Here is a 12972-nt window from a genome sequence, read left to right as displayed (position 1 = left end):
GGAGACATGGGAAGACGAGCACGTTAATAATGGAAGCGGGACAAGAATTGAAGGAATTGCTGCTGGATTTCATGTGGATATTTCCATAGGGAGTATGCATTTGCTTCCGGTAGTTCAAACGAACGGACTGGAATTTCCATCAGTCTCCCTTCAAGGAGTTCCCTTCTGACTGTGGAAGAAGGCAGAAACGATACGCCAAGCCCCTCGGCAATGAATCGTTTAGTGATGTGGATTTGTGAAACCTTCATCATCTTGGAGTTGGGGTAAAAATGTTTCAGGATCTCGCACAGTTCCTCCCAATAACCTGGGTGGTTATGGGTGAGGATCCTGGCATGGTGGAGAACTTCTTCTTCATCGAGGGGAAGGGCGGATTCAAAATCTCTCCCATCATGCGGCGCGACGAGCATGACCCTGTCCGAGTAGAGTTTTTCACTTCCTACCTCTTTATGAAGGGAGGGAAGACAGGATAGCCCGATATCAACTTCTTCATTCATGACGGCACGTTCAATATCACTGGACTCGATGATCTTCACGTCCACTTCAACGTACGGATATTCGTTCATGAATCGTTTCAATACGGCAGGCAGGATGGTATCGGCTATCAAGGGAGAGATGGCAATCTTCAATGCAGCGGTATACCCTTGCATGAAGGATCGCATTTTCTTCAATCCATCTTCATGAACCCTCACCATCTCTTTAGCTTCCCCCACAAAGTATCGACCTGCTTCGGTCAATGCAACTTTCTTGTTGCTCCGTTCAAAAAGGGCCACACCCAGCTCTTTTTCCAGCTGCTTGATATGGACCGATACGGATGGCTGAGATATATACAATTGTTCAGATGCCTTTCTGAAATTGCGTGTCTGAGAAGCTGCGATGAACGTGCGTAGCCAGTTCAACTCCAACTGAATCACTCCTTGATTAAAAAAAGTAATTGATCCATTCAAATAAATATAATGTTCTTAATTAATACTCTACTATACACTGAGATTAATAACCAGTGAGGAGTGAAGAGCATGTATCAACCGGGATTGAAAGGAATCGTAGCCGCTCAAACGGCCATCAGCCATATTGATGGAGAGAAGGGTATTCTTATATATAGAGGACATGATGTACGGACTCTTACGGGAAAATGTTCATTTGAAGAAGCAGCGTTTCTTCTCTGGTATGGTAGACTCCCTTCCAAAGAAGAAGGCGAACATATGGTGGAGGAGTTGAAAAACAACCGAACGCTCTCTGAAGCTATGCTGGATGTCCTTACACGTCTTCCTGAAAACATGGATCGCATGAGCGTGCTGAGGACCGTCTTGTCAGCTGAAGGGGGATCCGAATATGGGTGGAAGCCTACCCTGAATCAAGCAGTACGGATTACGGCACTCATCCCGACCATCATCGCATACAGAGAACGTCATCTCAAGGAGTTGGATTTTATCGAGCCTCATGAAGAACTGGGGCATGTTTCAAACTATCTGTATATGCTTACAGGAGCCGATCCCGATCGCGCTGTTTCCCAAGCCCTCGAAACCTATATGATACTGACCATGGAGCACGGGATGAACGCTTCGACCTTTTCCGCAAGAGTCACGGCATCTACTGAATCCGATCTGATTTCATCCGTCATTTCAGCGATAGGAACGATGAAAGGGCCTCTTCATGGAGGGGCACCGACAGGCGTAATCGCTCTCCTGGAGGAAATAGGGAGGGAAGAAAACGGAGAGAACGTAATCAGGGAGAAGATTTCCCGAGGGGAAAAACTGATGGGGTTTGGTCACAGGATCTACAAGACGCGTGATCCCCGAGCGACAGCCCTTAAAGGCAAACTACTTGAATTCCGCGGGGAAAATAAGGAGCTTGATCTCGCCATTGCGATTGAAGAGATCGCTGTCAAACTCCTTGAAGAACTGAAACCGGGCAGGGGTCTTTATACGAATGTGGAGTATTACGCTGCATCGATCATGAGGGCCATCCATCTTCCTGATCACCTCTTCACCCCAACATTTACAGCTGCTAGGGCTGTCGGCTGGACGGCCCATGTACTCGAGCAATCCGAAGATAATACGATATTCAGGCCGCAATCTCACTACATCGGAAGCCTTGCGGAACCCATTTGACCAGTACACTGCATGGCCCTCCATCTATATGGAGGGCTTTTTATCATGCATTGAGAAGAAGGTGTTGCAAAGGAATGAGACGAATGGGCCATACAGGTGAAAAAAATGCATAATATAGGGGATGAAACACACATTTTGTCAAAAAAAGATGAAATAAGCCATGATTTTAAGGATATTTATGGTAAGTTATAAGAGAGCACTATACGGATGGAAAAAACGGGGGTGAGTGCCTTGAATGTAGTACCTGTTAAGGAGATAGAGGTCAAACAACGAGTCGGATTCTTCCTTAGGCATTGGGGAGGTACAGAGATGGTCATCTCTACAGGCATCCATGATTGTGTCAACCTGGACGGATTTGCTTGTTTAGAAGACAACAAGATCCTGGGACTTATTACGTTTGTGTACGGAAATCAAGAGTGTGAAATCATTTCATTGGACAGCTTGCGGGAAGGAGTCGGCATCGGTTCATTCCTTCTAAGAAGGGTGGAAGAGGAAGCCGTCATCAATGGATGTCTTTCCCTTTCCGTCATTACGACAAATGATAATCTCAACGCTCTCGGGTTTTACCAGCGAAGGGGCTTCCAATTAATAGACCTCAAATGCAACGCTGTGGAAACAGCCAGAATTCATAAACCTTCGATTCCATATATAGCTGAAAACGGAATTCCCATTAGGGACGAGATTCTATTAAACAAACAACTTTGAAAACATCCAATGACCCTTTAGTGGAGGAGGATACGCATGGAGTATATGCTGTTAGTCGCTATCGCATTCATACCATTTATCATCTCGATTTCATTGATCATTTACTCCAGATCCACTGTCTCCGTTGCCCTTGCCTGCTTTCTGGTCCTGCTCGGGGCATGGCAGCTTGAAATCGCGTCCCTCTATGCAGACGGGCTCCTGTCAGAGCAGGTGATTGACCGTTTATTCAGGATTTTCAGGGTCGGTCCGATACTGATCATGCCGATCATCTATTATTTCATTTACTATTTGGTCAGTGAACATGAAGAGTTGAGACGCTACAGGAAATGGATCAATCGAACAAGCCTGAGTGTGATGATCGGATACAGTATTCTGGTTTATATCATCAATTTCACGGAATATGGAGTCACGTCGTATATGGTAGCCCCGGGGAGGGTATATTCCCCTACCCATTGGCTTCCGGTCTATGGATCCCTGAACTGGACGTTCCTCCTGAATATTTTCCTTGTATTCATACACACCTTCCTGCTTCTTAGGGTCACCATCTTGATGAAGGACCCGATCTATAAGCTGTTTTATGGAAAATTGATCATTGGTGCACTATTCGTGTTCTTGAATGGAGTGACAAGTGGATTTGGGTTATTCCCCTTATTCTTTTCAAGTTTCAATTCCATTCTTGTCGCCATCCTTTTATTCATCGGTTTCTTTCAGATGCAGACAGCGCGTGTAAAGCAGGCAAACACCCGTCTGGCGAAACAGAGTGAGCTTTTGGAAGCCATCATGAATCTGAATCCGAACTATTTGATCGTCATGAACCAATCAAATCAGATCATCAAGGTTAATGACTCCGCAGAAAAACTCTGGGATGTGGACAAAACCGAGCTAACGGGAAAAGATTTCAGCGTACTGGCAGAGCCTCCCTACTCGATCAACCCCTTACGTAAAGACGTACAGAGATTCGTTAATAAAACAGGCAGGCCGTACTATATCCAGTGGGGGTTCCAAAAGTTGGATCAAGCCGAGAAGGAATATCACACATTGTTCTACGGAATCGACTTCTCAAAGCAAAAAGAAAATGAGCGTTTGTTGCTGTCGTCTGAAAAATCAAAAGTCATCGGGGAACTTGCAGCGAGCATCGCCCATGAGATACGGAATCCATTGACAACGGTCAGGGGATTTATTCAATTATCAAAAGAAGTTCAGAAAGAAAATGGATACGAAGATATCGTCCTTGAAGAAATCGATCGCATCAATGAGGTTTTGAAGGAATTATTGCTTCTCGCCAAACCTGAAGCACAAGTGGAAGATACCGGTGATAGCTCCACTTCCATATCCGTCGTGCATGAAGTCAATACCATCAAGCTTCTGTTTGAAGCCATTGCCATGGAACAAAATAAAAGCATCAGCATCCACAATACGCTTGACCATGGACACCTGGTCCGATTCGAGAAATCCCATTTCAAGCAGGTGATCATCAATATTTTGAAGAATAGTTTTGAAGCACTTCCTAAAATGGGTAAAATCAAGATTAAAATCGATGAAAAAAGCGGGAAGACCAGGATTCGGATTCTCGATAATGGTCGGGGTATTGCGAGAGAACGACTGTCCAGGATCGGTGAGCCTTATTATACCAATAAGGAAAAAGGCACCGGGATCGGTTTGACCATCTGCTTTAAATTGATCGCTGATTACAGCGGACAAATGAAGGTGAAAAGCAAAATCGGATGGGGTACGGTCGTCACCATCACCCTTGATCCGGTTCCGATGGAAAGCCGACCGCCGAAAGAAGAGTTAGACGGAAGGAGCACGGTGGTATGAACAGTTGGGAACAAGCATATCGAAAAACGGACAACCTGTGGGGAAAGCGTCCTGATCGATCCCTTATTGAATACAGCTCTCTCCTTAATGAAGGAGACGCCATTTTAGATCTCGGAATGGGGGAGGGGAGGAACGCGTATTATTTCGCCGCAAAAGGACATCCCGTCACCGGTGTCGATTATTCCTCAGCTGCCGTCAAGCGCTGCGGGGAAATCGCCATTGAGTCGGGGGTGGAGATGGAAGCGTTTGTCGCTGACATAACGCGTTTCCCTGTACCTCCTTCAACGTATTCGCTGATTATCTTAAGCAACGTACTGAACTTCTTCCATCCGCTTGAAATCGAACGAATCCTCCATAAGGCCATCAGCGGTCTTGTAAAGAAAGGAATGGTCTACATTCAAGCTTTCAGTCGCGAGGATCCTGCCTATGCGAGGAATGAGAAGATGGCTGCAAAAGTGGATGAAGGAACTTTCTATAGAGAAAAGAATGAAACGTACATCCATTTTTTCTCCAAGAGTTCCCTCCTTGACTATTTCACAGATTTCGACGTTCTGATCATGACAGAATCCTATCGTTTGGATCTTACACACGGCGAGCCCCACTATCATGGCGTCATTGAGCTCCTTGTTAGGAAGAAAGCAGGATGAACGAGCAGATTCGCTTCATAAAAGTCCGGGGTGCCGCTATGGAAGTATGGGAAATGGGGGAAGGTGCGCCCGTGGTCATCTTGACTGGCATGAATTCGCCTATTTGGGAATGGCATCCAGTGGTGCAGGCTCTCTCAAGGAATCACAGGGTCATTCTATTTCATCGACCTGGCCTTGGCAAGAGTGAGATCGGGGATCATACCCGAAGGACGGGGGCCATTGCCGAAGAACTGAATGAGCTGCTTCCTTTACTAGGGATCCATGAACCGATCATGCTCATCGGGCATTCATATGGAGGGCTGTGTGCACAGCATTTTGCTCGATGGTACCCTTCGAAGATCAAAGCGCTTCTTCTGGTGGATTCTACCTCAGTCAACCTTCATCGACTCGACGATCTCGATCTCCCTGTGATGGATGCAGACAATGATGCTGCCTGGCTCGAAACCTGTCTATCCTATAGCGAGAAGACTCGCGAAGAGCTTAAGGTTGTAATCCCCCTCGGTTGGGACTCTGGTCTGCCCACTCCGTTGCTTGAAAAGCTCAGCGATTTCCAATGGAATCCACTCATGTATGCAGCCATGCACTCGGAGGTTACATGGTGGAAGGAGGACGCATGGATAATTAAGAATGGTCCTCGGTTTCCTGTAATCCCTTTAGTGGTCATTGCCCGTGATAAAAAATCTATAATACGGCAAGAAGATGGACTCCCTGAGTGGGAGAAAAGAATATTTGAATCCCTTTGGGAAAAGCTGATGTATGAACAGACAAGGCTGACGGAAGGCAGCCGGTTCATCGTGGCGGAAGGATCAGGACATGCGGTACATCTTAATCGACCCGACGTCGTCGTGGAAGCCTTTCATCATCTGACGAAGAAGGTGCAGGAAAATGAAGGTGCTGGTGGATCTTGTCCTATCCATTGATGGGATACATATGAGAAAGGGCGGGGAATTTGATGTGAGGAAACGATCAGATATCCCGCTTCTGATTTGCCGCTGGATCAATCAAATCAAAATGGATACCGGATATAGAGATACGGAGATTGTAAGCGTTCATCTAGATGGGAGTGAAGATTTGACGGAAGAAGTCAGGCTGACTTGCCGTTGAAAGAGGTGTGATCGGTTCTCGAAGGATTGAATACTGATCGTCAAAAGAGGATGAACAGACAGCTGCCCGGCAAAAAGATGACTCCGTGTCTCGGGGTTTGCAGGTACTTGATGGTAGACAAAGAGGGATTTCCACACACTCCAAACGGGAATGTATTCACAGGCCATAAAAAAGTTCAAAATGCTGGATAGGAGGTCTGTACAATGATCAAAGCGGTTTGTTTTGACCTTGATAACACTCTTCTGGACAGGGATGGATCTCTCCATTCCTTCCTGGAGGATCAATACGTACGGCTGAGTATGTTTCATCAGATGAAAAAGGACCTCTTCATGGATCGCTTCATCGAGTTGGATGATCGGGGTTATGTATGGAAGGATATCGTTTATGAAACCCTGATTCGGGAATTCGACCTGAGGGGGTGTACCATAGAAGAGCTTCTGTCTGATTATCTAACCCATTTTCACCATCACTGCATCCCCTTGGGCCCAGTGGAAGAGGTGTTGAAGGAACTGCGTGCACGCGGGATGCTGATCGGGATAATCTCAAATGGATTCCATCAGTTTCAATCTGACAACCTGAAGGCTTTATCCATCCATCTATATGCACATACAATCCTCATTTCAGAATCGGAAGGCCTGCGCAAACCGGATAAGAGAATCTTTCAATCGATTGCCGGCAAAATGGGCGTGAAGGTTGAGGAATGCGCATTTGTGGGCGACCACCCCATCAATGATGTGAAGGGTGCCAAGGAGGCAGGTATGACCTCGATTTGGCTCCGGGGTGATGGGTACAGCGTACCGGATCATGCAGATGCCATCATCGATCAGCTTCCTGAGCTCATGGGTGTTTTGAGAAATCTGGACGTTGAAAGGCCAACCCTGCCTAGGCATCATTCCTCCGAATCTATATAAATGAAAGCTTGCCTGATCATTGATATTGTGCTATTATTGTGAAAATTCGAGGTGTTTCTTATGACTTTATTCATTCAGACACAATCCCATCATCATATCAAGTAGCCTTGCTGGTTGTTTTTAAAATCAGGAAGGCTATTACCCATTGAACCGCATCTGACTCTAGTCTCTACTTAGATCAGCTGCGGTTTTTTGTGTTCTGGATAAGGTGCCTTTGAATTAAAAAGGAGGATCACATAATGAGAAAGATGGATTATCAGAATGTAAGAGGAACAGCAGATTATTTGCCTGAAGCTGAAGGAATTCGAAGAAAGGTGAGGAATACACTGGAAGACGTGTTCATACAATACGGCTGTAAGCCGTTAGAAACGCCGATACTCAATTATTCGGATCTGTTGGCCTCCAAATATGGGGGTGGGGCGGAAATCTTGAAGGAGATGTACGTGCTGAGCGACCGGGGGGAACGCGATCTTGCCCTGCGTTATGATTTAACGATTCCATATGCCAAAGTAGTGGCTATGAATCCGACGTTGAAAATGCCGTTTAAACGCTATGAAATCGGTAAAGTGTTCAGGGACGGCCCAATCAAAAAAGGAAGGATGAGGGAGTTCACTCAGTGTGATGTAGACGTCACTGGGGTCGATTCATGTGCAGCAGAAGCAGAGCTTATCATGATGGCACTGGATGCGTTCGACCGGCTGGAAATGGAAGTGATCATCCAATACAATAACCGGAAGCTGCTTGCAGGCATGCTGGAATCCTTCGGTATCCCTCCTGAGAAAAGTGGGGAAGTGATCCTCGTCCTGGATAAATTGGAGAAGATCGGCCTGGAAGCATGTGAAGAGGAACTGAAGAAAAAAGGACTTAGTGTCGTAGCATTAAAAGAAACAAAGCAGTTCATCTTGGATTCCCCCACTTGCTTGGAGTACTTTTCACCCTATATAGAAAAAAACACATTGATCTCTGAGGGGCTGGAGGAACTGAAAGAGCTAGAGCAAATCCTTGAAGGTTTGGGATTGAAAGCTCAGTGCCAATTCAATCCATACCTTGCCAGGGGACTGGACATTTATACGGGTACCATCTATGAACTCTTCCTGAAGGACGGCGGCCTGCGGTCGAGCATCGGAAGCGGCGGTCGCTATAATAATGCCATTGCCGGATTGAAAGGGGAGGAGGAGGGATCCTATTCAACTGTAGGAATCTCCTTCGGTTTGGACGTCATTTTGACAGCCCTTTTGGAAAAGGAAGAAACCACCCCCGAACCTTGGGTGGATTACTTGATCATTCCGGTCCAAGAAATGGAAGAATCCTTTCGGATGGCACGGGTTCTCAGGCAAGAGGGGAACAGGGTCGAAGTGGACATGTCTGGAAGATCCGTAAGAAAAAGCATGGACTATGCCGATAAGGCAGGGATCCCGTTTGTAGCGGTGATTGGAGAAAGGGAGGTTTCAAACCGGATATGCATGGTAAAGGATATGAAAACGGGTAAGCAGACAGAATGGGTTTTCAAATGACATGCGGGTCAATGAAGGAAGACAACTAGAAGATGATTTTATTTAAATTTTGCCAAAACTAGTTTATCATATGATAGAGAATGTCCATTGCTTGAAAAGGAAGGTACCCTATGTCAATTGAATCAGAACAGAACATTACCAGGATACATATTGAAGACAAAGAATTCATCCTCATCGGCACGGCCCATGTTTCCAGACAAAGCGCCGAGCAGGTGAAGCAGGTTATTGAGCGGGAAAGGCCGGATACAGTGTGCATTGAGCTGGATGAACCGCGTTATCAATCCATTGTCGAAGGAGATAAATGGAAGCAGACGGATATCTTCCAGGTGATCAAAGAGAGAAAAGCAACCCTGCTCCTTATGAATCTTGCCATTGGATCATTCCAAAAACGGATGGCCAAGCAGTTCGGAATCAAACCAGGACAGGAAATGATTCAGGGAATCGAGTCTGCCAGAGAGACGGGAGCAGAGCTGATACTTGCCGATCGAAACATTCAGGTCACGTTTTCTCGGATCTGGAATAATCTCGGATTCACCGGTAAAGCAAAACTGCTCACCCAGATCATTTTCAGCATCTTCAGCGATGAAAGCATCACAGAAGAAGAACTGGAGAGGATCAAATCGAAGGATATGCTTGACTCCATGCTCAATGAATTCACTCAGGTGTTTCCGCAGTTAAAGACACCCCTTATCGATGAACGCGATCAGTACCTGGCCCAAAAGATCAGAACAGCGCCTGGAGAAAAGGTGGTTGCAGTCCTGGGAGCTGCTCACGTTCCTGGGATCACCAAGGAAATCCATAAAGAGCACGACTTGAAAAGATTATCTGAGCGCCCTCCAAAATCTAAGGCACCGAAGATCATCGGTTGGATGATCCCGCTTGCCATCATCGCATTGATTGTTTATACCTTTATCAATAACCCTTCGGCCGGCTTCGACCAATCCATCAGTTGGATCTTGTGGAATGGCGGATTTTCAGCACTTGGGGTATTGATAGGGATGGGGCATCCGCTAGCCATTTTGACAGCTTTTATTGCCGCACCCATCACCTCTTTGCATCCGCTCCTCGCAGCAGGGTGGTTCGCAGGTTTTGTGCAGGCATATTTTAAGCGTCCAAGTGTAAAAGATTTTGATACGTTATCGGAGGATGTCCTGAGCGTGAAAGGGTTTTGGAACAACAAGGTGACTAGGGTCCTGCTGATTGTTGTATTGGCGAACCTTGGAAGTACCTTGGGGACGATCATCGGAGGAGCCGATGTGGTAAGGTTATTCATTAAGAATTTCACTTGAGCAGGCAATGGTTTGCACTCTCAATCCTCTAGTTAAAAAAAGAAGGAGCAGGTATCCTGCTCCTTCTTTTTTATACTGTTTTTTCAACCTCAAGGTAATGTATCTGATGCCCGTCATTATCATGGATCCTGAAGGTGAAGCCTTCTTCAGTGACGATTTCCTTGCTTGCATTGGAATCGATGTTTTCAGAAAGGAACCATCCTCCGATGGTGTCCACTTCCTCATCACTGAGGTCGGTACCAAGGAGGTTATTCACGTCCTGAATTAGAAGTTTGGCATCCAGGATGTAGTGATTTTCTTTTACTTTCCTGATTTCCGGTACTTCATCGTCATCAAATTCGTCCCTGATTTCTCCTACGATTTCTTCAATGATGTCTTCAACAGTTACCATACCGGACGTCCCGCCGTACTCATCAAGGAGGATGGCGATGTGGACGCGTTCTTTCTGCATCTTCACGAGAAGATCATGGATCGGTATGGTTTCGATGACGCGAATCAATGGATTCACATAGGGCTCGAGGCTGTCAATTCCGTCAGCCGATTGGATGGACGCGGTCAGAAGCTCCTTTACGTTCACAAAACCGAGGACATTATCTTTATCCCCGTCGACTACAGGATAGCGGGTATAGTGTTCGGTCGTAATGACATCCATCACTTCATCCATGGTCGCATCCTTTGAAATGGAGATGATCTCTGTACGGGGGACCATGATTTCCTTCGCAAGTCTTTCATCAAATTCGAAGATGTTATTCACATACTTTAGCTCGGACTGGTTGATCTCGCCGCTCTCATAGCTTTCAGAAAGAAGAATGCGAAGCTCTTCCTCCGAGTGGGCCAGCTCATGCTCCGACGCAGGCTTCAGGCCGAAAAGGCCGACGAAGAATCGCGCTGATCCGTTCAGGAACCAAATGAACGGGAACATAATGCGGTAAAACCAGATAATCGGAGATGCGAAAAGCATTGTAATGGTTTCCGCTTTTTGAATCGCCATCGTCTTTGGAGCGAGTTCCCCAACCACCACATGAAGGAACGTCACAAGTGCAAAAGCAATTCCGAACGATAGGATGTGAGTAAGGGATGCGTTCAAGTGAAAGTACTCGAATAACGGATGTAACAGGGTTTCCACCGTAGGTTCCCCAAGCCAACCGAGGCCGAGTGCCGTCACCGTGATACCAAGCTGACATGCTGACAGGTACTCATCAAGATGTGTAACGACCTTCTTAGCCGAGACCGCACCTTTCTTTCCTTCAGCGATCAGCTGGTCGATCTTGGAAGTACGCACCTTGACAATTGCAAATTCCGTTGCAACGAAAAAGGCCGTCAAGGCGATGAGTACGATAATTGCTGCTAACTTAATTAATAATAATGAATCAATGTCCAATGAATCGTCTTACAGGTGTAAGACGTTCACCTCCCGATAAAAAATTTAGTTTAACAACAGAAGGAGGGATTGGATCAGCGTATGACTTTCCTTTGAAAGATCTTTTTTTGCCTGCGGAAGTTCTTTATGATTCAGAATCTCCGTCACTTCTGTGTTCAGGTCTTTCAGTTTCCATCTGAGTGCCCGCACGTCGATTTCTTCGGTATCTTTTTCAATCATTTTCTTCCTTATCATGTCCAAAGACATGCCGCTTGATTTCATATCATTGACTTCTCTTATGATGTTTACACAAGAAATATCATAATAGCGATAATTAGAAGGAGAACGTTCGACTTTTAGGATCCCGATATTTGTATAATGATCGATCGTACGTTTTGTTACATTCGCCAACTCGGCCAACTCACCAATTTTTAGTTTCTCTGTCCCAAACGATTTCCTCCTAACCGTCACGTGATAGTCTCTATTTTAATGTAAATGCTTAAAAAAGAAAATCCTTTTTACTTTTTAGATGGTAATGCTCTGTCCATAGGTGAAAAGGAGGTGGGGACGACCTCTATTTTTAGGAGTTTATTCCTTTTTTTCACGAAATACCTTGTCACTTCCCTTTTTAATTATTATAATATTAAGAAAATTTAATAATATTTTCCTATGAAGGGAGGAAGCACAATGAAGATTTATATTTCCGTTGATATGGAGGGGATTTCGGGACTAGTGGATCACACCCATGTCGATTCCAGGATGCACAATTATGAACGCGGAAGAAAGATCATGACGGATGAAGCCAACGGCGTCATCACTGCTGCTTTTGAAGCAGGATGTCATGACATCGTCGTCAATGACAGCCATTCACAAATGAATAATCTGATGATTGAAATGCTGCATCCCGACACAACCCTGATCACCGGCGGAGCAAAGCCGTTTTCCATGGTACAGGGGTTGGACGAGTCATTCTCGGGTGCTTTTTTTATTGGCTATCATGCACGCGCATCGAAAAAGGGCGTCCTGTCCCACTCCATGACTTTCGGAGTGAGGAATATGTTCATCAATGATATGGCCATAGGGGAAATGGGATTCAACGCTCTGGTGGCGGGATATTATGGCGTCCCGGTCCTCCTGGTATCAGGTGATGACCAGGCTGCGATTGAAGCAAACGAGCTCATTCCTAATGTGACGACGGCGATCGTGAAAGAAGCGGTTACCAGGTCGGTCGCCAAAAGCCTTACACCGAAAAAGGCGTCGAACCTTCTTGCCCGTCAAACTGCGTCGGCCCTTTCCAACCGTTTAAAGGTAGAACCCCTGGTTCCCCCGGAAAATCCGGTCCTTCGCATCGAATTCGCTAATTACGGACAGGCAGAATGGGCCAGCACCATGCCGGGGACGATGTTGGAGCCGGATTCGACGACGGTCCGTTTCGATGCGAGGGATATCCTTGAAGCATACAGGGCGATGATCGTCATGACCGAACTCGCAATGAAAACTACATTCTGTTAGAAAG

Annotated in this window: 13 protein-coding genes; 10 read left to right on the top strand and 3 right to left on the bottom strand. The window is 46.0% G+C overall.

Translation table 11 applies throughout. The features are described from left to right. Positions 1-23: 23 nt before the first annotated feature. Entirely contained in the window at positions 24-911 is an 888-nt protein-coding gene (locus ACNA6I_RS05980) for a LysR family transcriptional regulator (protein WP_416313064.1), read from the bottom strand. 102 nt (positions 912-1013) lie between these two features. Between ACNA6I_RS05980 and ACNA6I_RS05975 the strand changes: the two genes are divergently transcribed. The 9 genes from ACNA6I_RS05975 to ACNA6I_RS05935 all read left to right on the top strand — a co-directional run bounded on the left by ACNA6I_RS05975 (position 1014) and on the right by ACNA6I_RS05935 (position 10096). Beyond that, positions 1014-2108, top strand: coding sequence for a citrate synthase/methylcitrate synthase (locus tag ACNA6I_RS05975; protein WP_252266498.1), 1095 nt, complete (start codon positions 1014-1016; stop codon positions 2106-2108). A gap of 231 nt (positions 2109-2339) precedes the next feature. Further along, a complete protein-coding gene (locus ACNA6I_RS05970; RefSeq protein WP_416313063.1) occupies positions 2340-2813 on the top strand; it encodes a GNAT family N-acetyltransferase in 474 nt (157 codons plus the stop codon). A 36-nt stretch (positions 2814-2849) separates the two neighbouring features. Beyond that, on the top strand, positions 2850-4631 hold the full coding sequence (locus ACNA6I_RS05965) for an ATP-binding protein (protein ID WP_053071924.1): 1782 nt from the start codon (positions 2850-2852) through the stop codon (positions 4629-4631). Beyond that, on the top strand, positions 4628-5278 hold the full coding sequence (locus tag ACNA6I_RS05960) for a class I SAM-dependent methyltransferase (RefSeq protein ID WP_367258034.1): 651 nt from the start codon (positions 4628-4630) through the stop codon (positions 5276-5278). The genes ACNA6I_RS05965 and ACNA6I_RS05960 overlap by 4 nt, the downstream gene beginning before the upstream one ends. Continuing rightward, a complete protein-coding gene (locus tag ACNA6I_RS05955; RefSeq protein ID WP_416313062.1) occupies positions 5275-6198 on the top strand; it encodes an alpha/beta hydrolase in 924 nt (307 codons plus the stop codon). The genes ACNA6I_RS05960 and ACNA6I_RS05955 overlap by 4 nt, the downstream gene beginning before the upstream one ends. Then, entirely contained in the window at positions 6164-6382 is a 219-nt protein-coding gene (locus ACNA6I_RS05950; RefSeq protein WP_416313061.1) for a hypothetical protein, read from the top strand. The genes ACNA6I_RS05955 and ACNA6I_RS05950 overlap by 35 nt, the downstream gene beginning before the upstream one ends. Before the next feature lie 203 nt (positions 6383-6585). Then, positions 6586-7293 carry an HAD family hydrolase gene (locus ACNA6I_RS05945; RefSeq protein WP_416313060.1) on the top strand — a complete coding sequence of 236 codons (708 nt, stop codon included), beginning with the start codon at positions 6586-6588 and terminating at the stop codon, positions 7291-7293. Positions 7294-7532: 239 nt separating this feature from the next. Continuing rightward, entirely contained in the window at positions 7533-8807 is a 1275-nt protein-coding gene (locus ACNA6I_RS05940; protein WP_148795128.1) for a histidine--tRNA ligase, read from the top strand. 110 nt (positions 8808-8917) lie between these two features. Beyond that, the gene (locus ACNA6I_RS05935) at positions 8918-10096 is read left to right on the top strand and encodes a TraB/GumN family protein (RefSeq protein WP_048003604.1); all 1179 of its coding nucleotides are present in this window, start codon (positions 8918-8920) and stop codon (positions 10094-10096) included. Positions 10097-10166: 70 nt separating this feature from the next. Here ACNA6I_RS05935 and ACNA6I_RS05930 read toward each other — a convergent pair whose 3' ends face one another. After that, the gene (locus ACNA6I_RS05930) at positions 10167-11471 is read right to left on the bottom strand and encodes a hemolysin family protein (protein WP_082139183.1); all 1305 of its coding nucleotides are present in this window, start codon (positions 11469-11471) and stop codon (positions 10167-10169) included. A 51-nt stretch (positions 11472-11522) separates the two neighbouring features. Next, the gene (locus ACNA6I_RS05925) at positions 11523-11876 is read right to left on the bottom strand and encodes a MerR family transcriptional regulator (RefSeq protein ID WP_048003864.1); all 354 of its coding nucleotides are present in this window, start codon (positions 11874-11876) and stop codon (positions 11523-11525) included. Positions 11877-12143: 267 nt separating this feature from the next. Between ACNA6I_RS05925 and ACNA6I_RS05920 the strand changes: the two genes are divergently transcribed. Next, positions 12144-12968: a M55 family metallopeptidase gene (locus tag ACNA6I_RS05920; RefSeq protein WP_416313059.1), complete on the top strand. Its 825-nt coding sequence runs from the start codon at positions 12144-12146 to the stop codon at positions 12966-12968. Positions 12969-12972 lie beyond the last annotated feature (4 nt).

It is taken from the genome of Rossellomorea sp. FS2 (assembly GCF_047915635.1).
GTDB lineage: Bacteria > Bacillota > Bacilli > Bacillales > Bacillaceae_B > Rossellomorea > Rossellomorea marisflavi_A.
Note: the sequence above shows the minus strand (reverse complement) of the source record. Positions and strands in the feature narration are given on the sequence as shown.